A 22,574-nucleotide genomic window follows, 5' to 3' on the forward strand; every position below is an offset into this window, starting at 1 on the left:
GCATCCAGTATCGCGTACTCAGCCAGTTGTCGGCACGAAGAACCCTGTTATACAGCCCGCATTGTTAGCGGGGCGGCGCGCGGCCCTCCTGCACACGACACAACCATCAAGGCATTCCATATGAACATTCACGAATACCAGGCAAAAGCGGTGCTGAAATCCTTTGGCGCCCCCGTCGCTGAAGGCGTACCGGTTCTCTCCCTCGCCGACGTCCAGAAGGCGGTCGACTCGCTGCCAGGACCGCTTTGGGTCGTGAAAAGCCAGATTCACGCCGGTGGGCGCGGCAAGGGCAAATTCACTGAGGCCGAAGCGGGCGAAAAGGGCGGTGTCCGCCTTGCCTTCTCCAAGGACGACGTCCTCGCCAACGCCAAGCAGATGCTGGGTCATCATCTTGTGACCGCGCAGACCGGCGCCGCCGGCAAGCAAGTCAACCGCCTCTATATCGAAGACGGCGCGGACATTGACCGCGAACTCTATCTCTCCATCCTGGTTGATCGCGAAACCGGCAAAGTGGCTTTCGTCGTTTCGACCGAAGGCGGAATGGACATCGAGGCGGTTGCCCACGACACGCCGGAGAAGATTATGACCCTGCCGGTCGACGGCAGTGTCACTGATGCTGATTCTTCGAAACTCTGCGACGCTCTCAAGCTCGAAGGTGCCGCGCGCGCCGACGGCATGAAACTCTTCCCGATCCTCTATAAGGCCTTCACAGAGAAGGACATGGCGATGCTGGAAGTGAACCCGCTGATCGTCATGGAAGACGGCCACCTGCGCGTCCTCGACGCCAAGGTAAGCTTCGATGGCAACGCCCTGTTCCGTCACCCGGACATCATGGAACTGCGCGACAAGACCGAGGAAGACGAAAAGGAAATCGAGGCCTCTGAATGGGACCTCGCCTATATCGCCCTCGAAGGCACGATTGGCTGCATGGTCAACGGCGCCGGCCTAGCCATGGCGACCATGGACATCATCAAGCTCTACGGCGAAGAGCCGGCCAACTTCTGCGATGTCGGCGGCGGCGCCGGCAAGGAGAAGGTGGCAGCCGCCTTCAAGATCATCATGAAGGACCCCAACGTGAAGGGCATCCTGGTCAACATCTTCGGCGGCATCATGAAATGTGACGTCATTGCCGAAGGCGTGATCGCGGCGGTCAAGGAAACCAATCTCTCCGTGCCGCTGGTCGTCCGCCTCGAAGGCACCAATGTCGACCTCGGCAAGAAGATCATTGCCGACTCCGGTCTCAACGTCATCTCCGCCGACGATCTCGACGACGCGGCCCAGAAAATTGTCAACGCGGTTCGCGGCTAAGGAATATTCATGTCCATTCTTATCGATAACAACACCAAGATCATCACCCAGGGCATGACCGGCAATACCGGTTCGTTCCACACCAACCAGGCGCTGGCCTATTACGGCACCAAGATGGTCGGCGGTATCCACCCCAAGAAGGGCGGAACCATGTGGGCGGCCGATAACGGCACCGAACTGCCGATCTTCTCGACCGTCGCTGAAGGCAAGGCCAAGACCGGCGCCACCGCGTCCGTCGTCTACGTCCCGCCAGCCGGTGCAGCGGCTGCCATCGAGGAAGCCATGGACGCGGAAATCCCGCTCATCGTCTGCATCACCGAAGGCGTTCCCGTGCTCGACATGGTCCGCGTCAAGGCCAAGCTCGACAAGTCCAAGTCACGCCTGATCGGGCCGAACTGCCCGGGCGTCATCACGGCGAACGAGTGCAAGATCGGCATCATGCCGGGCTCCATCTTCAAGAAGGGCAATGTCGGCATCGTCTCGCGCTCCGGCACGCTGACCTATGAAGCCGTGTTCCAGACCACGCAGGCGGGTCTCGGCCAGACAACGGCTGTCGGCATCGGCGGCGATCCGGTCAAAGGCACCGAATTCATCGACATGCTGGAAATGTTCCTTGCCGATGACGAAACAAAGTCCATCATCATGATCGGTGAGATCGGCGGCGGCGCAGAAGAAGAGGCCGCCCAGTTCCTCATCGACGAGGCCAAGAAAGGCCGCAAGAAACCGATGGTCGGCTTTATCGCCGGTCGCACGGCACCCAAGGGCCGCACAATGGGCCATGCCGGTGCCATCGTGTCCGGTGGCAAGGGCGATGCAGAAAGCAAGATTGCTGCGATGGAGGCCGCGGGTATCCGCGTGTCGCCATCACCCGCTCGCCTGGGGACGACCCTGGTCGAGTTGCTGAAGGGCTAAGTCGCCCGACATCGAGAAAGCCAGGGCGGCCGCAAGGCCCGTCTGGCGAGGCCAGAGTCTGTCCGCGTCGGCCGTCCTGCAAAAAGTTCCTGACGATAGGAACTAGGCAATATATCGTTCCTATATATCGGGGAGCGATTTGGTCCAGAGGACGGATGATACATGGCAGACGATGGCAGCCCGGTGAATGGCGCACGCAGCAAGGGCAATGCCGCGATGCTCGACACGGCATTCCTTTATGGCGGTTCGGCCCAGTGGCTCGAGCAGATGCAGGCGACCTATGCCCGCGACCCGTCGCTCGTGCCGGAAAGCTGGCGCGAATTTTTTGCCGAGCTGGATGAAGAGTCTGGCAGCGCTGCGGCCAATGCGGCCGGTGCCAGCTGGAAGCGCGGCGACTGGCCGCTGCAGAAAAAGGGCGACGACGTCGCGGCCTTCGACGGCAACTGGGCCGCCGTCGATCCGAAGCTCGAAAAGAAGATCAAGTCCGACAAGTCGGGCGCCACGGAAGCCGACCTCGCTCAGGCGGTGAAGGATTCCATCCGCGCGATCATGATGATCCGCGCCTTCCGGATGCGCGGCCACCTAGCGGCCAAGCTTGATCCGCTGGGCATCGAGGATTTTGGCGACCAGCCCGAACTCAACCCGGGCACCTACGGCTTTGAATCTGCCGACATGGACCGGCGCATCTTCATCGACGGTTATCTCGGCCTCGACTATGCCAATGTCACCGAAATGCTGGATATCCTCCGGCGCACCTATTGCTCGACCATCGGCATCGAGTTCATGCACATTTCCGATCCACTCGAGAAAGCCTGGCTGCAGGAGCGCATCGAAGGCCCGGACAAGGGCATCGCCTTCACTACGGCCGGCAAGAAAGCGATCCTCGCCAAGCTGATCGAGGCAGAAACGTTTGAGCGCTTCCTGCACAAGCGCTATCCCGGCACCAAGCGCTTCGGCCTTGATGGCGGCGAGGCGGCCGTGCCGGCGCTGGAACAGATCATCAAGCGCGGCGGCGCACTCGGCGTCGAGGAAATCGTCGTCGGCATGTCCCACCGAGGGCGCCTCAACATGCTCGCAGCGGTCATGGGCAAGCCTTATGAGCAGATCTTCTTCGAATTCCAGGGCGGCAATACGCAAGGCGCCGAACAGTTCGGCTCCGGTGATGTGAAATATCACCTTGGCGCCTCGTCCGACCGCGTATTTGACGGCAATGAAGTTCACCTCTCGATGAACGCTAACCCGTCACACCTTGAAGCCGTTGACCCGGTCGTGCTCGGCAAGTCGCGCTCGAAGCAGGAAATGCTGCACCGGGAAACCGGCACGCTCAATCGCACAAAAGTGTTGCCGTTGCTGCTGCACGGCGACGCTGCCTTTGCGGGGCAGGGGGTCGTGGCCGAATGTTTCGCGCTGTCGGGCCTGTCCGGCTACCGTACCGGCGGGACGATCCACTTCATCGTCAATAACCAGATCGGCTTTACCACCAGCCCGCTATATTTGCGGTCCTCGCCCTATCCGTCGGATGTGGCACTGATGGTCCAGGCGCCGATCTTCCATGTCAACGGCGATGATCCGGAAGCGGTGACCTATGCGGCCAAGGTCGCGACAGAGTTCCGCCAGAAATTCTCGAAAGATGTCGTCATCGACATGTTCTGCTACCGCCGCTTCGGGCACAATGAGGGCGACGAGCCCATGTTCACGCAGCCGGTCATGTACAATGAGATCAAGGCGCACCCGTCGACGCGCGAACTCTACGGCCAGCGGCTCGTCGCCGAAGGCGTCCTGACGGCCGAAGATGTCGAAAAGCAGGTCACGGATTTCGAGACTTATCTCGACAAGGAATTCGAGGCGAGCAAGAAATTCAAGGCCAAGAAAGCCGACTGGCTGGACGGAGAATGGAAAGGCCTCGGCCTGCCCGAAGACGACGAGCGTCGCGGCAAGACGGGCGTCGCCAAGAAGCGGCTGCAACAGCTTGGCCAGTCGATCACGACCGTTCCGGACAATATCGAGATTCACAAGACGCTCGCCCGCGTCATCGATGGCCGCGCCACCGCCATTTCCAAGGGTGAGGGCCTCGACTGGGCCACCGCAGAGCATCTCGCCTTCGGCACATTGCTGGAAGAGGGCTTCCCGGTCCGTCTGTCCGGTCAGGATGTCGGCCGGGGCACGTTCTCACAGCGTCACAGCCATTTCATCGACCAGACGTCGGGTGAACGTTACACGCCGCTCAACCATATCAACGACAAGCAGGCGAATTACGAAGTCATCGACTCTCTGCTCTCGGAAGAAGCCGTGCTTGGCTATGAGTACGGCTATTCGCTCGCCGACCCGAACACGCTGACCCTGTGGGAAGCCCAGTTCGGCGACTTCGCCAACGGCGCGCAGGTCTTCTTCGACCAGTTCATTTCCTCGGCCGAGCGCAAATGGCTGCGCATGAGCGGTCTCGTCTGCCTGCTGCCGCATGGCTATGAGGGACAGGGGCCGGAACACTCCTCCGCCCGCCTCGAACGTTTCCTGCAGATGTGTGCCGAAGACAATATGCAGGTCTGCAACCTGACGACCCCGGCAAACTACTTCCACGCCATCCGCCGCCAGATCCACCGCGACTTCCGCAAGCCGCTGATCATCATGACACCGAAATCACTGCTGCGTCACAAGCTGGCGACCTCCTCGCTCGACGACATGACGACCAAGTCCTCGTTTCACCGTATCCTGTGGGACGATGCTGAGACGCCGGGCCGCGAAGGCAAGATCAAGCTGGTGAATGACAACAAGATCCGCCGCGTCGTGATGTGTTCGGGCAAGGTCTATTACGACCTGCTGGAAGCGCGCGAAGAGGCCGGCATCGACGATGTCTACCTGATGCGGTTCGAGCAGTTCTATCCCGTACCGCGCCGCTCGATCATGACCGAGCTGAAGCGCTTCAAGGGCGCGGAACTGGTCTGGTGCCAGGAAGAGCCTCGCAACATGGGTGGCTGGACCTTCATCCGTGACGAGATCGAATGGTGCGCGACGCAGATCGACGCGAAATCGCCACGCCCGCGCTATGCTGGCCGTCCGCCGTCTGCCGCAACAGCGACTGGCCTGATGTCCAAGCACAAGGCCGAAATGGCCGCCTTCCTCAACGCCGCCCTCGGGCCGGACCCGGTCGACGACAAGATTGTCGCGGTCTGATCCTTCTTTTCCGGAATTTGCCAATATGGACCTTGCATCATGACCGATATCTCAGTTCCCACACTTGGCGAAAGCGTCACCGAAGCTACCGTCGGACAATGGATGAAAGCCGCCGGCGACAGCGTCAAACGCGACGACGTGCTCGTTGAACTCGAGACCGACAAGGTCTCGGTCGAAGTCTCAGCATCGGAAGACGGTGTCCTCTCTGAAATCATCGCCAATGTCGGCGATACAGTGGAAATCGGCGCGCTGCTCGGTCGCCTCAATGCCGGTAACGGCGCAGCCAAGGCAGCACCTGCCAAGGCCGAAGCCGCGCCTGCCAAGGAAACCAGGGCCGCTCCGGCGCCTGCAGCGTCCGGCGGCAAGCTCACAGACGTTGCCGCGCCGACCATGGGCGAAAGCGTCGCCGAGGGCACGCTCTCGACCTTCCTCAAAAAGGTCGGCGACAGCGTCAAGAAAGACGAGACTATTGCCGAGATCGAAACCGACAAGGTAGCCCTTGAGGTGCCTGCGCCGACCGACGGCGTGATCGCGGAACTGGTTGTGTCCGAAGGCGACAGCGTCACACCGGGCGCCGTTATTGCCCGCATCAGTGCCGGTGGCGCTGCATCCGCTCCCGCAGCCACCCCGGCGTCTCCCGCGCCTGCCGCCGCCGCCGCTTCCAGCAGCGCCGTCGCGCCTTCGGTACGTCGCATCTCGACCGAAGCCGGTGTCGACCCCGCGAACATCCCCGGTACGGGCCGAGATGGCCGTGCGACCAAAGGCGACGCGCTCGCTTATGTGAATTCTGCGCCGAAAGCCCCGGCCTCCACAGCCGTTGCCGAAGCGCGCCCGCCGCGCGATCTTGGCCCCCGCGAGGAACGCGTGCGCATGACGCGCCTGCGCCAGACCATCGCTCGCCGCCTGAAAGAGGCTCAGGACAGCGCCGCTATGCTGACCACGTTCAATGACGTGGACATGGGCGCCATCATGGATCTGCGCAAAAAGCACCAGGACAGTTTCGTCGTCAAGCACGGCATCAAGCTCGGCTTCATGAGCTTCTTCGTGAAGGCCTGCGTCAACGCGCTAAAAGAGGTCCCCTCGGTCAATGCCGAGATTGATGGCACCGACATCATCTACAAGAATTACTACGACATGGGCGTCGCCGTCGGCACCGATAAGGGCCTCGTTGTCCCGGTCGTGCGCGACTGTGACGAGCTGTCTCTCGCCGGTATCGAGAAGGGCATTGCCGACCTCGGCAGGCGCGCCCGCGACGGCGATCTAACGATCGGCGACATGCAGGGCGGCACCTTCACTATCTCCAATGGCGGTATTTATGGATCGCTGATGTCGACGCCGATCCTGAACCCTCCGCAGTCCGGCGTGCTTGGCATGCACCGGATCGAACAGCGCCCGGTCGCCATCAATGGCCAGGTCGTCATCCGTCCGATGATGTATCTCGCGCTCAGCTATGATCACCGCATCGTTGACGGCAAGGAAGCGGTCACATTCCTCGTCCGGGTCAAGGAAGCGCTGGAAGATCCCGAACGCATGCTGCTCGAAGTCTAGCAAAGCGCCATGGTCAGCCTGTTCGACGCCATTGGCATCCTTGGCGTCGGGCTGACCCTGATCGCCTATCTCCTGCTGCAGGCAGAGCGGCTCGAATCGCGGTCCAGGGCCTATTCGGCGCTGAACCTTTTCGGTTCGGTGGCGATCCTTGTCTCGCTGGCCTTTGACTTCAACCTGTCAGCGGTCCTCATGGAGGGCTGCTGGGCTGTCATCAGCCTTTACGGGCTGGTCAAGGCCTTTCGCGCCCGGCAGCAGCCAGGCATCTGATCAAAAGGGCAGGGGCTCGAGGTCAGGCTCCACCCAGCCTCGTTTCGGCGTGCACAAGCTCGCTCCCCCCGGTCATCGGGGATTGCTGCGTCTGGAGGGCGGCTGGCCTGTACATGTGGCTTCCACACTCGCGGCTTCGGGAATTTCAAGCGCCATGTTGCCGCGTCTGGTTGTGGTTAACAAAGCGCTCGCCAGCGGGAGGCATCCGTGCAAATCTTGCTATGGCTTTGGCCAATGTCGTGGGGGCGCGAAAAAAATACCGTGAAGAAACAACGGTGTCGTCAGATCTTGGATGGCCCGACTTTCAGTTCACGCACGATTCGATCCTTTAACAATGTCTCCCCGGAAGTTGCCGATGCCGCCGCAGGCAAAGGGCCCTTCCGGCCGTGCGACCGTGGCGTGTTGAGCACCAGATCGAACAGGGACGATATTATGACCCGGAAATTTCGCCTTCTGGCAGGCGCCAGTATCCTGTGCAGCGCAGTTCTCGCCGCGCCCCTCGGACAAGCCTTTGCAGAAACGGCCCATTCAGAGCCTGCCGACGGCCATGCCACATCGGCCCTCCACTGGAGTTATGACGGCGAGGCAGACGGTCCGGCCGCATGGGGCATCATCCCGGCCCCCGAGGGCGACGGGATGGCCTATCCGGTCTGCGGGACGGGCGACGGGCAATCTCCCATCGACCTGTTTGCCACGAATGCCGTCGGGCAGATCTCGCTTGAGACCGATTACGTGGCAGGCGCTCTGGTCCTGAAGCCCAACAGCCACACGATCGAGGTTACGGCGCCGGCCGGATCCAGCCTCACGATAGGCGCCGTGAAGTATAACCTGTTCCAAGTTCATTTCCATACGCCCTCCGAGCACGTGTTCAATGGCGAGGCCTATCCCATGGAGGCGCACTTCGTTCACCAGAACCCGGCAACCAAGCAGCTCGCGGTACTCGGCGTCCTGTTCAAGACGGGCGACAGCAACGACCAGCTCGAGAAAATCCTCCGCAAGAAGGGGGCCGATGATTATGACGGCCAGATCGGCCACATGACCTTCGACCCGAACGCGCTGCTGCCAAAAGAAATCAGGGTTCTCCGCTATGACGGGTCGCTGACCACGCCGCCGTGTTCGGAAGGGGTCAACTGGAATGTTGCTGTCGACCCCATTGAGGCCAGTGAGGACGAGATCATCGTGTTCAAGCAATACATGGGTGCCAATGCTCGCCCGGCTCAGGTCCTGAACGCCAGGCCCCTCGTCAAGCCGGAATAGACGGCTCCCTCGCGTGCAGCGCGGCCTGCTTCATGGTGGCAGGCCGCGCTTCCGCGTCGCACCTCCCTCACTTGCCGCTGGTGCCATCCCCATGTAACGGGCTGCAACAGCCAAAGCGGGGCCCAAGCCCATGACCACTTATACATCCGACCAGCGCCACCATACGCCCGAGACGAGCGAGACAATGGCGCAGGTGCGCTATGAGATCGACCGGATCGACCGCCTGCTCGTGGAAATCCTTGCTGAGCGACAATCCTTTATGGATGCCGCCGCGCGCATCAAGGGTGACCGCGCCATCGTGCACGACCGGGCGCGTATCGAGGACGTGATCACGAAGGTGAAGGCCGCCTGCGCCGACGCAGGCCTGTCACCGGCCATTGCCGAGCCTGTCTGGCGCACCCTGATTGACCGATGCATCGCCTATGAATTTGGCAGCTATGACGCCTTGATGGCAACGGAAGCGGCCAACTCGTAGGCCAGCTTGGCGACTGCTTCGAGCGTGTCGCCCAGCGCATCCTTGACATCTCCCAGAATCACGGCCGCCGCCGTCACGCTCGGCGCCGTGTCAGCGCGTCCCAGGCTTTCCGCACGGCCACAAATGGCTGCCAGCCTGAGGGCGCCGATGCCGAGGCTCGCGCCTTTCAGCGTGTGGGCCGCGTCGGCCCACTGGCTTGGGTCAGCGCGCGGGTCGAGGAGCCGTGACCAGATCTCTGCCTGGTGCTTGAAAATCTCCAGTACTTCCATGGCCAATGCCTGGTCCCCGCCGGTCATGGCTTGCAAATGGTCGAGGTCCAGCAATACGAGCGGGGCAGGGGCGGCGTCGGTCATGGTCGGCACTCCGGTGGCGTACGACACTGTCTCATGGCGACCTTTCCCCGAAGGTTAACGCCACGCGCCGCTCCGTTCACCAAGCCTTGCAAAATTTTATCGATTGGCGAAAAGGCCCAAAAGAAGTAGAAGGCAGCCTTGTTTGGGGCTTGAAACGTGCCCTTTGTTGAATTGGGGACTCTCATGGTCGCAATCTTCGTGCTTATCCGAAACCTTGTCCTTGCTGGGATTCTTGCCTGGCTCGGCGTTGAATTCGCACCTGCAGACCAGGATGATACAGCTGACAACCGGCCGACAGAGAACGTGCTTGTCCGTATCCTGGGTTAGGCGACGCGCCTGCTGAGCCTTGAAAAAAGCCTGTTTTCCGGCCTCGCCGCGGGCTTATTGTCGCGGTATAGTCGCGCAATGACGGTTACGCCTTCAACTCGCCCGTCTGGCCGGGATCTTCTGGTCAGGCAAGAGGCGTCTGAAAACGTCGAGTACGCCCGGCATGGTGGCGGCTGGATGGTTGCCACCGGATTCGTCATCGCATTGCTCTGGTTTACCGCCGTCGGTGCAGGTGTGCTCGGGCTTCTGGGCATCGACGCGCTGCTCGCTCTTTCACCCGCCATACTGCTTGCCGGCGGCGTCGCCGCAATCATCCCGGGCCTGATCATCATCATGGCAGGCTACATGGCGCGCACGAACCGTCGTGCAGCGGCCTCCAATGCACTTGTCATGGAAGCCGCCATACGCCTTCTGGCACCCGCCCGGGAAGCCGGCACCGAAGGCATCAGCATCGCCGAGCAGATGAAACAGTCCGCCGCCGAGGTCGACCACGCCATGGCGCATGCAATCTCTGCCATGAAGGCCATGTCAGGTGAGATTGGCGACGAGCGCATGCGACTGGAATCGGTTGCCTATGCCAGCGCTGACAATGCCCGCGATCTTGCCCAGCGTCTCGCCGCCGAGCGCACCGCGCTTGAAAGCCTTGCCCGGGACTTGCGAACCCAGGTCAACGAGATGAGCGAAGCGATCCCTCGTCAGGCCCAGCAGATGGTCAGCGCTGCCCGCCAGGCCGGCGAGGAGGTCGCCCGCGCCGACGATGCGCTCGAAGCCCGCCTGAATGGCATGCGCGCTGCTGGCGAGTCGCTGGCAGCCAAGCTCGTGGATCTCGACGGGCTCGCCCGCGAAGCCTCGTCGCGCACTGAAACACTCACTTTCGCCGTCAGCCGCGTCGAAGAGAAGCTCGAACAGTCACGCAAGCTTGTCGACGCCGCCGTCAGGGCAGGGGAGATCGCTGCAGCGGCTGCCTTGACCACCGGCGAGGCGCTCAAGGATGCCGTCTCCTCTGCGCTCGATGGCGCCCGCCTTGCCAATCGCGAGATCAACCAGACGGCACGTACTGCCGCCGAAGAGGCCGCCAGTTCTCTCGCGCGCCTGCGCGAAGCGGGCGATCATGCGACCGCCTCCGTGCGCGCTGCAGGCAACGCCGCGCGCGCCGAGACGGATATTCTCAATCGCCGGCTCGGGGTCCAGTCGCCCGCCCCGGCAAAGGTTTCGGCACCTGTTCAGAACGCCATCGCACCACCCGCTCCCACCCCCATGCCACCCCCGGAGCCCACCCCTGCCGCACCGCCCCCACCGCCGTCCACCACCTACGCAAATGGCCATGCCAACGGGTCTCTGAACGGTCGAACCAATGGTCACGACACACCCGCGGCTGACCTCTCCGGCACCCCTGCCACACCGCCCGCACGCCCTCAGCCTTCCCGTCCGACCCCGCGTCCGAGCATCGAAGACGAACTGTTCGATGCCGCCGCCGACCTGCTGGCATCGGCCAGCCTCGGCAAGGATGCCGATACGAACAAGACCACGGACACGCCGCTGGAATTGGGTCGTGAGGTCGATCCCAAGGATCCGAATCCGCTGACCCTGCGCCGCCGCTTCGGCGATGCCGACGAGACAAAGCCAGTCATCCCTGCCAGGCGTGCAACGGATTCCGCGCCGATTCCAAGTACTGGAAGCGCGCTCGTCCCCTCTTCGGCCAGGCCCCTCTCATCCAGTAACGACATGGGCTGGCGCGATATCATTTCCGACATGAGCCGCGACGAATCCGGCGCCAAGCCGGACCGCGAAGACATTGCCGACGAGTTGATACAGCGCCTGCAGACGTCCGGCATTCTCCTGCCCGAAGCGTTCCGGCCGAAAGCCAAGCGCAAGATTGCCGAAGCTGCCCGCAACGGCGAACGCGAGCGGCGCGCCGCGATCATGGACAATGCCGGCCGCCAGGTCGAACGCGTCACCCAGCGCCTGCGCAGTGATCGCGATTTGCGGGCCCTGGCCCGCGAATTCATTACTCTGGAAGAGGAAGACGCGCTCAACGCGCTCGAACAGACCCAGAAGACCAGCCGCAATGCCAGCCCGCGCCTTGCCGCTTATCTGCTGCTGGATGCTGCTGCCGGGGCCAGCAACTAGACTCCGACAATCTCGCCCTTGGTGGCTTCGGTCTTCACCCATTTCATGAACGCACGAACGTCCGGTGACAGGTGGCGGCCCTTTGGCCAGACCAGCCAGTAACCGAAATCGATCAGCGTCGAGCCGTCGGCAAAGGGTGCGACCAGCCGGCCCGATGCGAGATCGGCTGCGGCAATCGCCTGTTTGGCCAGCGCCACACCGCGCCCCGCTGCGGCAGATTCGATAACGAGGATCGCCTGGTTGAAGCGAGGCCCCCGGTTTCCGTCGACGCCTTCGACCGCCCGCGCGCGCAGCCAGCTTGCCCAGTCCGGGCAGGATGGGTCATTCTCGCCGCTCTCATCATGCAGCAATGTATGGTGTCGCAGGTCTTCGGGCTTTTTGATCGCGTCCGCGCCCTCAAGCAGGGCAGGGGAGCAGACCGGCAGGACGGTTTCGTCGAGCAGTTTCTCCGACTTCAGCCCCTCATAAACGCCCCGGCCGTAGCGGATCGCGAAATCGGCGTCGGCCATCGTGAAATCGGTCAGGCCCATATCCGCCGAAATCCAGGCTTCCACGCCGTCATGCGTGCGATGGAATTCGCCGAGCTTGGGCGCCAGCCATTTGGCCGCGAAACTCGGCGCGCACGACACCATGACCCGGCCCTTGCGTGCGGGCGCCTGCATGATCCGCCCGGCCTCGGAAATCCGCTCGAACGCTTCTCGCACCAGCGGCAGGCTGGCCTGCGCCGCATCGGTCAGCAGCACGGAACGACCCGTTCTCTTGAACAGGGGCGTCCCGGCATAGTCTTCCAGTTGGCGGATTTGTTGCGAAATCGCACCCGGCGTAACATTGAGTTCGTCCGCCGCTTGTGTGAAAGACAAGCGTCTTGCGGCGGCTTCAAAGGCGCGCAGGGCGTTCAGGGGCGGCAGGCGGTCGTTCGGATCTGACATGAAATAGTATCTCTAAAGGCTCGCTGTAGGGGTTCACGGTTGCGCCTTAGCCGTCAAGAGCCATCTTGGCCTCTGATCGATCAGCAATACTAAACAGGAGCGGCCTCCAATGCGCCAATTTCCGGCCTTCTTCAACATGGACGACGCGTCTGTCGTGGTTTTCGGCGGCGGAGAAGAGGCGCGCCGCAAGGTTCGCCTGCTGGCTGCAACGCCCGCTCACATCACCGTGATCGTCAACCAGATCGATCCGGGCTTCGCCGAAGAGTTCGCCGGGCGCATCACGATTGCCCCATTGGACCACGCGGGTCCGGCGCTGGATGTCGCCCGTTTTGCCATCGTCGCCAACCGTCTCGACCAGAATGCCGAGCGTGCCATCAACATGGCGCGCCAGTATGGCGTGCCGCTGAACGTCGTCGACCATCCCGAATTATGTGACTTCACCGTCCCCTCGATCATCGACCGGGGCGATGTCGTCGCCGCCATCGGCACCAATGGCACCGCTCCCGTGCTCGCTAAGTCGATCCGGGAAAAGCTCGAAGCCCTGCTGCCGCAACGCATCGGCGACCTCGCCGCGCTGGCCAGCCGACTACGCCCCGACGTGAAGGCCGCCATTCCTGACAGCAAGGCCCGCCGCCGGTTCTGGGAAAGCGCGCTCACCGGCCCCACCGCCGATCTCGCCTTCGCAGGCGATCTGGGCGGCGCCGAAGCGGCCATGCGCCAGCAGATGCAAACTGGCGCGGCTGCCGAAGGCATCGTTCACATCGTCGGCGCCGGTCCAGGCGACCCTGAACTCCTCACGCTGAAAGCCCTCCGCCTGATCCAGGAAGCCGACGTGGTCTACTATGACCGTCTCGTCAGCGACGACATCCTCTCCCTGATCCGCCGCGACGCAGACCGCGTGCCGGTCGGCAAGTCCAAGGGCGAACATTCTGTGCCGCAGGAAACGATCCACGAGCTGCTCATCGCCTCTGCGCGCGAAGGCAAGCGAGTCGTTCGCCTGAAGGGCGGCGACCCGTTCATCTTCGGCCGGGGCGGGGAAGAGCTCGAAGCTGTCCGCGCTGCCGGTGTTACCGCGACGGTCGTGCCCGGCATTTCCTCCGCGCTCGGCTGCGCTGCCGCTGCCGGCCTGCCGCTCACCCACCGCGACCATGCCCAGAGCCTGACCTTCGTCACCGGCCATGCGAAGGAAGGCGGCGTGCCGGATCTCGACTGGGTATCGCTCGCCCGCCCGGCGCAGACCGTGGTCGTGTTCATGGGCGTCGGTACAGCCGCAACCATCGCCGAGAAGATCATCCATGCCGGCCGTGCGCCGTCGACGCCTGTCGCAGTTATCGAGAATGGTACGCGCGACAATGAAATCCGCGTCTTCGGCACGCTGTCAGAACTGCCCCATCTTATCCAACGGGCCGGTATCAAGGGGCCTGCCCTACTCGTCATTGGCGAAGTGGCTGCGCTGCCCGAAGAGGCCATCGCCCGCGCTTTCAAGGAACATGTTGCATGAGCTCCGTCCGCCCCAAACTGAAACCCGAAACGCCGAAATCCGTCACCGCCTGGGAAACCGCCTCCGGCCGCACGGTCTGGATGGCCGCCGGCGGCAACTGGACCACGGATGCCGCGCATATCGCCGCCTTTACCGGCGACGAGGCTGACGCGCATCTGGCGCGCGCCCTCAAGCAGGAAGGTGTCGTCACCGACCCCTACTTCATGGAGGTCACCGACACCGGCGCCATTGCGGGCCGCGAAACCTTGCGCGAAACCATCCGGGTCAACGGGCCGACCGTGGCCTATGGAGAAGACGCATGATCCGCATCTTCGGCGACTCCATTTCAGGCAATTGCCAGAAGGTAAAATGGGTGGTGACGCGCCTGTCCCGTCCGCACGAGTGGATCGAGATAGATGTCCTGAAGGGCGAGACGCGCACGGATGAATTCCTCGCGCTCAACCCGTTCGGCCAAGTGCCGGTCATCCAGTTCGACGATGGCCACACGCTGGCCCAGTCCAATGCGATCATCCTGCACTTCGCCGAAGGCTCCGACTTGATCCCGGGCGATGCGTTCGAACGTGCCAAGATGCTGGAATGGATGTTCTGGGAGCAATATTCCCACGAGCCGGTCATCGCCGTGCGCCGGTTCCAGAAACTTTACCTGAACACGCCTGATGACGAGATCGATCCGGACCTGCTCGCGAAGGGCCGCCGTGCCCTCGGCCGCATGGAAATGGCGCTTATTTCCAGCGACTGGATTGCCGGCGGCGAAGCCATCACGCTCGCCGACATTTCGCTGCTGGCCTATACACGCCTGTCGCACGAAGGCGGGTTCGGCCTGAACGATTTTCCTGCCGTGCAGGCATGGGTCGCCCGCTGCGAGCTCGAGCTCGGCCTGCCACACCTTCACGAGGTTACTCATGTATAGATACGATGAATTCGACGAGCAGATCGTCCGTGAACGGGTCGCCCAGTTCGGTGGACAAGTGGCGCGGCGCCTGTCCGGCGAGCTGCTGGAAGACGATTTCAAGCCGCTGCGCCTGCAGAACGGCGTCTACCTGCAAATGCATTCCTACATGCTGCGCATCGCCATTCCCTATGGCCAGCTCAGCCCGCGCCAGATGCGCCAGCTGGCTCGCATCGCACGTGACTTCGACAAGGGCTATGGCCACTTCACGACCCGCCAGAACATCCAGTTCCACTGGATCGCGCTGAAGGACGTGCCGGAAGTTCTCGGCCTTCTGGCCGATGTCGAGATGCATGCCATCCAGACCAGCGGCAACTGTATCCGCAATACGACATCGGATCATTTCGCTGGCGCCGCGCAGGACGAAATCAAGGACCCGCGCCCCTGGTGCGAGATCATCCGTCAGTGGAGTACGTTCCACCCGGAATTCGCCTTCCTGCCACGCAAGTTCAAGATCGCCGTCACGGCCGCTGAAACCGACCGCGCCGCCATCCGCGTGCACGATATCGGCCTTCACATGCGCCAGCGCGGCGATACTGTCGGCTTCGAGGTCCATGTTGGCGGCGGGCAGGGGCGCACGCCCGTGATCGCTTCGCTGGTCAATGAGTTTGTCCCGGAAGACCGCCTGCTCGATTATCTCGAAGCCATCATGCGCGTCTACAACCTGCACGGACGCCGCGACAACAAGTACAAGGCGCGTATCAAGATCCTCGTCACCGAACTTGGCGAAGACGAATTCACGCGCCAGGTCGAAGCCGAGTTTGCGTCGCAGAAACCGCACGAGAAGATCGACCTGCCGCGCGAAGAGATCGACCGCATCCACGCCTATTTCGCGCGGCCAGACTTTCCGGCCAAGCCTGAGGGCTCCGACGCTTTCGAGGCGGCCAAGGCCAGTGATGCCGGCTTTGCCCGCTGGGTGAAGAATAATCTCCACCCACATGTCGTGCCCGGCTACACATCGGTCACGATCAGCCTGAAACCTGTCGGCGGCACGACGGGCGACGCGACGGCGGCCCAGATGGAAACCGTGGCCGACCTTGCCGAGACCTATGGCTTCGGCGACGTCCGCGTCACCCATACGCAGAACCTGATCCTGCCGCATGTCGCGCTGGACGACCTGCCGGCGATCTATGCGGCCCTGGTCGCGGCCGGTATCGCCACGCCGAACGAGGGCCTGATCACCGACATGATTGTCTGCCCCGGTCTCGATTTCTGTACGCTGGCCAATGCGCGCTCCATCCCGGTCGGCCAGGCTGTCCAGCAGGTCTTTGCCGATCCGGATTACCAGGAAGACATTGGCCGCCTGCACCTCAACATCTCCGGCTGCATCAACGCCTGCGGCCACCACCATATCGGCCATATCGGTATTCTCGGCGTCGACAAGAAAGGCGAGGAATTCTACCAGATCAGCTTTGGTGGCCGCGCCGACGAGAAAGCCGCCATCGGCGACATTACCGGTCCGGGCCTGAAATCCGAGGAAGTCCCCGGCGCCCTCAAACGCGTCATCGACACCTATCGCAGCCTGCGCACCAGCAAGGATGAGATCTTCATCGACACGCTCACACGCCTCGGCCACGATCCATTCAAGGAGGCGCTCTATGCCGCTGATTAAGCACGGGGCCGAATCCGACGATCCCTGGGACTATGTCGAGGATGAAGTCGAACTATCCGATGGCGGATATTTTACCGTCCGGCTGAGCCGTTTCTTGGCTGAAGCGCCGACCTTGTCCGACCGCAATACGCGCGTCGGGGTGCGTCTCGCATCGGATGACGACGTCGAGGAATTGGTGCCGTACCTCCAGCATATACAGCTGATCGAGATCGATTTCCCGAAATATACCGATGGCCGGGGCTACTCGCAGGCCCAGCTCCTGCGCCGTCGTTATGGCTATACCGGAGAGCTGCGCGCGGTCGGCCACGTCCTGCGGGATCAGATATTCTATATGAACCGTTCAGGCATCGACGCTTACGATACGGTCCGTGCCGACCTAACTTCAGTGATGGAAGCATTGAAGGAATATTCCGAAGTCTACCAACCGGGTGCCGGTGGTCAGGTGCCGGTGTTCCGCAAGAGACACGGAAGTTAGAACCTGATGCCTTATGGTGACGTTATTGCCCGGAACGCTGAAGCGCCGGAACTCCGTCTCGCACGCCTGAATGGCGAACTGCGCGACGCGTCCGCCCAGACGATCCTGCGTGTCTCGATGATCCGCGAATGGCCGGAGCGCATGACTTACGTCTCCAGCTTCGGTGCCGAAAGCGTCGCCATGCTCGCCCTCATCGCGGACGTCGATCCGTCGCTGCCGATTGTCTTCCTCGATACCGGCATGCATTTCCCGCAGACGCTGGACCATCGCGACGAAGTTATCGACCGCCTCGGCCTCACCGGCGTCCGGTCGATCCCGCCGTCGGAAACGGAGCGCAAGATCCTCGATCCGAAGAATGATCTCTGGAAAACCGATACCGATGCCTGCTGCGCCCTGCGCAAGGTCCGTCCGCTCGAGCCTGCCCTTGAAGGCTTCTCGGCCTGGATCACGGGTCGCAAGCGGTTCCATGGTGGCGCGCGCATGTCGCTGCCTGTCTTCGAATTTGCCAATGGCCGCTACAAGATCAATCCGCTGGCCAACTGGACGCCGGAAGATGTCGACCTGATGATCAAGCAGCGCAACATGCCGCGTCACCCGCTAGTCGAGCAAGGCTATCCGTCCATCGGCTGCTGGCCGTGCACCAAGCCGGTCGCTGAAGGTGAAGACGTGCGCGCCGGCCGCTGGGCCGGTCAAAACAAGACCGAGTGCGGCCTGCACGTCGACAAGAACGAACGCCCGCGGGTGTTCTAGACCTTACTCCGGGTGGGGCGTCACACCACGCATTCCCGCAGCGCCCTCTCCAGTCTGGGGGGGGTATAGTGATGTCCGATAAAAAATAATCTCGTTTGAACATACTTTGATATAACGTGGGGATTGATCGGAGATTCGGCAGCAACCCGACCGGAAAGGGTATAATGACTTTTGTAGACGCGCTAGTTCTAGCGTTGGTCGGTCCCATTTTTTTGAGTATCTTCTACGCAATGGGTGCAACCTTCGATAAAAACTATCAGGTCAGAAGCTACAGTTTCAAAAAGTCCGCTTTCAAACTGCTGAGTTTCTTAATTGTTATCCCGCTACTCACGTTGCCGGGGCTCATCATAGTTTGGTTGTTCGGGTGAACGGCGCTTCAGGGCGCTGACATTTGACCTTATAGCCGCTAAACTGGGCCCCTGCCGCCCCACTACTTGTTTCGACATATTGACGCTTTTTGGAAATACACCGCCATGCAGCTGAACTGGTTCTCGCGCCTCACAAAGCGGTCTAAGAAGATCGACTTGGGTCGGGCCCGCTCCAATCATACGGTCGAGAAACCGGTAACTGACAATCGCGCTTCGCGGGACAATGTATTTCGGGAAGCCACAATTACTTCGCAAGATGGTCACAGGTTGAGAGCCGTGGTGACGGACCTGAGTGCATCCGGACTACGTATTCGCTTCTATGCGAAGCAAACGCTTTCTGAAATTGTCCAAGTCAGGTTGCAAGGTAATTCTTCAAAGCGTTTTGCGCGTGTCGTTTGGCAAAGAGGAATGGATTTTGGATTGCAGTTCCTTCCTGAAGATAGGCCTTGACTATTGTCGCTTCTATTGGCGGATTCTCCGCATCAAGCGTCGAAGCCGCTACGCCTCCTGAAATCTCGAAGCCATTGGTTCGTCTCTTCTGAGCAATCTTCGGTAACTCGGCACTCCGGATATGCTGAACACCCCCAGAAGTATCTTCCTGCCTTTGAGCCCCGTCTTGCTAATTTCGTCGTCATCCTGCATTGGCAGCTTGGGCATCGCTTCGGAGGCTTCAAACCATATTTTTCATGGAGCTCTGGATAAACGCTTTCGGCTAGGGCTCTTACTTTGTCCCGATCATCCTTTGTTCGAAACATAAGACTTCCGTTTACGGTGACGCAGTCGGACTTCAGTTCGTCCAAAGCCTTATTAACGGCCATGGGCCAAGCGGGATCAAGGCGCTTCTTGCCTTCAATCTTGGAGAACCGACGCCATCCCAGGCGCTCTGTGTAAGGTGCCAAGAACGCACTGACCTCCTTTCGATATGTTTGCCTGACTTTCTCGTAGGCTGGGTCGTTCTCAATCCAAACTCGCTTGGTAATACTCATTCCGCAACTCCTTCATTGTGCGTGTTAAACGTAGCCGTGGCCGCTATTGTGGGATCTGGCTCACCGCTCGGCCCCACTCGATTGGCTTCCTTCCCGATCAATTGAATTCCCGACACAACGATGTGCCGTCGCTGAGTTCTCCCAACGTCCCACGGCCCGCCATTTTCAAACTTGTCTTCCGGACTCAGATGAAACAGTGCCAAAGCCTCAGCGTAGGTCTTCAAAGCTTCGGGCTCGACAGGTTCACCCGACACACGGTCGAAGGCCATCGCGCCCGCGAGCGCTCCATCCCGTTCGAATGATGAAATAGGCTTCGGACGCACAGTCTTGCGAGGTCTGCCCCGCTTCGATGGGTCCACAAATTCCGGAGTTGGCATCTCGGCCATCGCTCCCGTCCGTGCGATGGGGGCAACCATAAACCCGAACGGCTTCACTTGGTCTGGGTAGGCTTTCCCAGCGTTGAAGCACTTCATCCATCGCAGCAAAGCCGGACTGGTCGCGCCGTATCGCCTCAGTGCTGGGTTGCTCAGACCTGCGTGATAGTCGAGCGGCACCTTGTTAGGCGATCCATTCAAAGCCGCTTCGATAAGCTTATACCAATAGTCATACTGCCAACGGCTAATCCCCATCGTCCCCAGTGGACCAACGGGTTCGGGTACGCCTTTAGCCGGGTTATCAGCCCCATAAGGTGCCATGAATGCGCCAAGCCCATGCGCAGAGGCTTTTCGGATAACCGGCTTTCCGTCCTTATCGATATTGAACAGCGCATAGCGCTTAGCCGATATGGCAAAACAATAGAGCGGCGTAAGTTCTTTGGATGTTGCGCTGTAATTCACATCCTCAATCTTCAGGATCGATCCTGGCTTCCGATAAGGGTTGAGCGGCTCGAACCAATCAATCACCGCTTGGCATCGCGCATTGAATGCATCGTTCGACAAGCCATCGGGTTTGGCCATCGCGATGCTGTCAGTGTCGCAGAAAGTCCAATCCATACCCTGATCGGCAGCAAGCCGCTCCGACAAGGCCAGCATCAAACGGGCCGCGCCCGTAATCAGCGTCGCAAGCAATGGATGGAAGTAACGCCCCGGCTCTTCGAGCGCAGCCGACGTGACAGACGATTTCTCGCCATTCGCGGTGAACAGGTCCAACGGTCTGGGCTTTGATGCATCGTCCCGGTTGATCTCAACGAAGATCCCGTAGCAGGTCGAGTTCGCGATGATCTTGATCTGCTGTTGAAGCGGGTCGTGCCGCGCTTTCGCTTCGTCCCGCATATCGACCAGCCGCGTGAACATGTCTTCGGTGTTTGGATCGATGCGATAGTCTTCAAGTCCGAAGAGATTGATGGGTTTCAGGTCTGATTGACGGGGGCCGGGTTCAAACGTGATCGCTTCTAGAATACGCGGCGTCTTGCCGGTGAGCATCTTCGACGCGAGCACATCGGCGAGCGTGTACCAAAGCGGCGTCTCAGATGTCAGGTGATTGAGCCCAATCGTCAGATTGTCCCGGCCTTCAGAATAACGCGTCCGCACTGGCAACACGTCGTCATCAGGACATAGACTCACAAGCGTATGCAGCTTTCTCCACGCGGTCGGACCTTGGAGGTCTGCCAGCGTGGTGTCGTCTAGAAACGCTTGTGTCTCTTCAGTCGTTGATCGCTCACTGTAGCCATCGGCTATCACGAAGCTGTTCAGCCCCATCAGCGCGTTGACGGTTGGGTACATGGATTTGAAGTCGCAATAGAGCCCCTGGCTCACTTGACGGCGAATGCGTACTTCAGCCCGTCCGCCAAAGTAGGCAGACATGATCCGCCCGAAGCCTTCGCGCGGAGTGTCAGGCTGGCACCCCAGCAAAGGAACAACGCCCATCTGCTTCAGGTAGGCTTTGCCGATACTGGCTTCGCTCAGGATGTGCTGGAGCGGTGTTTTAAGCCCGTGCGACGCATACTTAGCTGACAGCGCGTCATAGCACTCCCACGTCGCTTGCACGTCTGCGCGAGCATAGTCGAGATATTGATCGGTGATCGGTCCGCCATGCTCTTCGGTCTCGAGCTTCTGAGTGGGAACGTTCAGGAATGCAGACAGGCTTTTGAGCGAATGCTTCCGGCTGGTGAGCGCCATCGCAATCGTCTTCACGTCAATGAAGTAGCCGCGATTGTGCGGGGTCTCTAACTCGCGATTTCGCATGCCCTTGCCGGTGTGTTGTTTACCCGGCTTCGCGAAGTCCATGAGAGCTGCAGACGCGCTCAGATGTTTGACGCGAATGTTGGGTTCCGATTTCCAAGGCGACAGGCCGAAAGTAAACCCCCCGCGCATGTTGCCACGAGCTTGGCCTTGCTCACTCGCAATACGGGACAAGTCGAAGGGCAAATTAAACCCGACGATGGTGCCGTTGCCGAGATACCCGATCTCCAAGAATATATCGCACCGAAACTTATCGACAGCGACGAGCGTCAATCCATTCGCTTCGGCGTATGCCATGACGGCACGCATGTCATACTTGGATAGATGCGGATCATGAAACAGGATCTCGCTGACCAGCTTCCCGTGTTCGCGCACCTGACAAAATCCGATGCGGAGGCCTTGCGCCGCATCGGTTGTTGTCTCGGTGTCGAAAATGATCGTCCAGGGGGATGGCTCATCCAATGTCTTGCGCGCGGGTTTGGCCGCAAGAGGGGTTGAGCCAGGCTTTTCTGTATAGGCCCTTACGTAGAGATCGGTGTTGAACGGAGCGCTCATGCGATGGCCTCCGGCTTATAGGGCAGGACATGCTCGGACTGATCGACCAGCCAAGCCCCGAACGCGGCGATGGTCTCAGCGATGCGGCGGAACCATTCAGCGAGCGCAAGCAGGTAACGCCCGATGATCTCCATCTGCGGATTGATCGATTGTGGCGCGTAGGAAAAGTCCTTTTCGGTATCGCTCATTTCACGATGGCAATTGCTGCAAAGCACGCCGCCATCGTCGTGGAACTGACGCGGCGCGATATGGGCAAGCTCCATTGCCGCTGGATGGTTCGAGTATCCGCACGACAGGCAAACCGGGGTGCGGGTCCTCAGTCGTCTGTAGTCGTTCTCGCGGCGTTTTTCCTCTGCAGTAATGAGATCATTCATGGGAAAGTCCTTTCATGTTTGAATGATTTGATAGATTTCGTGGAATTCGGGTTCGTCCTTCATCGCGTAGCGAAGCAGCGCGTTGGGATCGGTTTCGAAGGGATGGAACTTGCCGGAAATGTCGGTGACACCTTCGCCGACAAATGG

20 protein-coding genes are annotated in these 22,574 nt (G+C 60.8%); 16 read left to right on the forward strand and 4 right to left on the reverse strand.

What is annotated here, in order from left to right:
- Positions 1-120 precede the first annotated feature (120 nt).
- The 7 genes from sucC (at position 121) to ACESNB_RS02545 (ending at position 8,938) form a co-directional block, all read left to right on the forward strand.
- Positions 121-1,308: an ADP-forming succinate--CoA ligase subunit beta gene (sucC, locus tag ACESNB_RS02515; protein WP_373003331.1), complete on the forward strand. Its 1,188-nt coding sequence runs from the start codon at positions 121-123 to the stop codon at positions 1,306-1,308.
- A 9-nt stretch (positions 1,309-1,317) separates the two neighbouring features.
- On the forward strand, positions 1,318-2,220 hold the full coding sequence (gene sucD, locus ACESNB_RS02520) for a succinate--CoA ligase subunit alpha (RefSeq protein WP_373003334.1): 903 nt from the start codon (positions 1,318-1,320) through the stop codon (positions 2,218-2,220).
- 162 nt (positions 2,221-2,382) lie between these two features.
- Positions 2,383-5,391 (forward strand): 2-oxoglutarate dehydrogenase E1 component, encoded by a 3,009-nt coding sequence (locus ACESNB_RS02525; protein ID WP_373003337.1) that lies wholly within the window; start codon positions 2,383-2,385, stop codon positions 5,389-5,391.
- Between the two features lie 39 nt (positions 5,392-5,430).
- Entirely contained in the window at positions 5,431-6,939 is a 1,509-nt protein-coding gene (gene odhB / locus ACESNB_RS02530) for a 2-oxoglutarate dehydrogenase complex dihydrolipoyllysine-residue succinyltransferase (RefSeq protein ID WP_373003340.1), read from the forward strand.
- A 9-nt stretch (positions 6,940-6,948) separates the two neighbouring features.
- Positions 6,949-7,206 carry a hypothetical protein gene (locus ACESNB_RS02535; protein ID WP_373003343.1) on the forward strand — a complete coding sequence of 86 codons (258 nt, stop codon included), beginning with the start codon at positions 6,949-6,951 and terminating at the stop codon, positions 7,204-7,206.
- A 432-nt stretch (positions 7,207-7,638) separates the two neighbouring features.
- Positions 7,639-8,463 carry a carbonic anhydrase gene (locus tag ACESNB_RS02540; RefSeq protein WP_373003346.1) on the forward strand — a complete coding sequence of 275 codons (825 nt, stop codon included), beginning with the start codon at positions 7,639-7,641 and terminating at the stop codon, positions 8,461-8,463.
- A 130-nt stretch (positions 8,464-8,593) separates the two neighbouring features.
- On the forward strand, positions 8,594-8,938 hold the full coding sequence (locus ACESNB_RS02545; protein WP_373003349.1) for a chorismate mutase: 345 nt from the start codon (positions 8,594-8,596) through the stop codon (positions 8,936-8,938).
- Here the strand turns inward: ACESNB_RS02545 and ACESNB_RS02550 are convergent.
- Positions 8,899-9,291: an Hpt domain-containing protein gene (locus tag ACESNB_RS02550; RefSeq protein WP_373003352.1), complete on the reverse strand. Its 393-nt coding sequence runs from the start codon at positions 9,289-9,291 to the stop codon at positions 8,899-8,901. The two genes, ACESNB_RS02545 and ACESNB_RS02550, sit on opposite strands and share 40 nt — an antisense overlap.
- A gap of 183 nt (positions 9,292-9,474) precedes the next feature.
- Between ACESNB_RS02550 and ACESNB_RS02555 the strand changes: the two genes are divergently transcribed.
- Entirely contained in the window at positions 9,475-9,618 is a 144-nt protein-coding gene (locus ACESNB_RS02555) for a hypothetical protein (protein ID WP_373003355.1), read from the forward strand.
- A gap of 78 nt (positions 9,619-9,696) precedes the next feature.
- Positions 9,697-11,748: a hypothetical protein gene (locus tag ACESNB_RS02560; protein WP_373003358.1), complete on the forward strand. Its 2,052-nt coding sequence runs from the start codon at positions 9,697-9,699 to the stop codon at positions 11,746-11,748.
- On the opposite strand, the gene gcvA is transcribed toward ACESNB_RS02560, so the two are convergent.
- Positions 11,745-12,677, reverse strand: coding sequence for a transcriptional regulator GcvA (gcvA, locus tag ACESNB_RS02565; RefSeq protein ID WP_373003361.1), 933 nt, complete (start codon positions 12,675-12,677; stop codon positions 11,745-11,747). The two genes, ACESNB_RS02560 and gcvA, sit on opposite strands and share 4 nt — an antisense overlap.
- Before the next feature lie 109 nt (positions 12,678-12,786).
- Between gcvA and cysG the strand changes: the two genes are divergently transcribed.
- From cysG to ACESNB_RS02600, 7 genes are all read left to right on the forward strand, one after another.
- On the forward strand, positions 12,787-14,178 hold the full coding sequence (cysG, locus tag ACESNB_RS02570; protein ID WP_373003364.1) for a siroheme synthase CysG: 1,392 nt from the start codon (positions 12,787-12,789) through the stop codon (positions 14,176-14,178).
- The gene (locus ACESNB_RS02575; RefSeq protein WP_373003367.1) at positions 14,175-14,480 is read left to right on the forward strand and encodes a DUF2849 domain-containing protein; all 306 of its coding nucleotides are present in this window, start codon (positions 14,175-14,177) and stop codon (positions 14,478-14,480) included. The genes cysG and ACESNB_RS02575 overlap by 4 nt, the downstream gene beginning before the upstream one ends.
- The gene (locus tag ACESNB_RS02580; RefSeq protein ID WP_373003370.1) at positions 14,477-15,088 is read left to right on the forward strand and encodes a glutathione S-transferase family protein; all 612 of its coding nucleotides are present in this window, start codon (positions 14,477-14,479) and stop codon (positions 15,086-15,088) included. Before ACESNB_RS02575 ends, ACESNB_RS02580 begins: the two co-directional genes overlap by 4 nt.
- Positions 15,081-16,739 (forward strand): nitrite/sulfite reductase, encoded by a 1,659-nt coding sequence (locus ACESNB_RS02585; protein ID WP_373003373.1) that lies wholly within the window; start codon positions 15,081-15,083, stop codon positions 16,737-16,739. The genes ACESNB_RS02580 and ACESNB_RS02585 overlap by 8 nt, the downstream gene beginning before the upstream one ends.
- The gene (locus ACESNB_RS02590; protein WP_373003376.1) at positions 16,726-17,214 is read left to right on the forward strand and encodes a DUF934 domain-containing protein; all 489 of its coding nucleotides are present in this window, start codon (positions 16,726-16,728) and stop codon (positions 17,212-17,214) included. Before ACESNB_RS02585 ends, ACESNB_RS02590 begins: the two co-directional genes overlap by 14 nt.
- Before the next feature lie 6 nt (positions 17,215-17,220).
- Positions 17,221-17,964, forward strand: coding sequence for a phosphoadenylyl-sulfate reductase (locus ACESNB_RS02595; RefSeq protein ID WP_373003379.1), 744 nt, complete (start codon positions 17,221-17,223; stop codon positions 17,962-17,964).
- A 473-nt stretch (positions 17,965-18,437) separates the two neighbouring features.
- On the forward strand, positions 18,438-18,782 hold the full coding sequence (locus ACESNB_RS02600) for a PilZ domain-containing protein (RefSeq protein WP_373003382.1): 345 nt from the start codon (positions 18,438-18,440) through the stop codon (positions 18,780-18,782).
- Positions 18,783-19,314: 532 nt separating this feature from the next.
- Here ACESNB_RS02600 and ACESNB_RS02605 read toward each other — a convergent pair.
- Positions 19,315-22,053, reverse strand: coding sequence for a hypothetical protein (locus ACESNB_RS02605; protein ID WP_373003385.1), 2,739 nt, complete (start codon positions 22,051-22,053; stop codon positions 19,315-19,317).
- Positions 22,050-22,427 carry a hypothetical protein gene (locus ACESNB_RS02610; RefSeq protein ID WP_373003388.1) on the reverse strand — a complete coding sequence of 126 codons (378 nt, stop codon included), beginning with the start codon at positions 22,425-22,427 and terminating at the stop codon, positions 22,050-22,052. Before ACESNB_RS02610 ends, ACESNB_RS02605 begins: the two co-directional genes overlap by 4 nt.
- Between the last annotated feature and the right edge of the window lie 147 nt (positions 22,428-22,574).

Source organism: Hyphomonas sp., from assembly GCF_041689225.1.
Classification (GTDB): Bacteria; Pseudomonadota; Alphaproteobacteria; order Caulobacterales; family Hyphomonadaceae; genus Hyphomonas.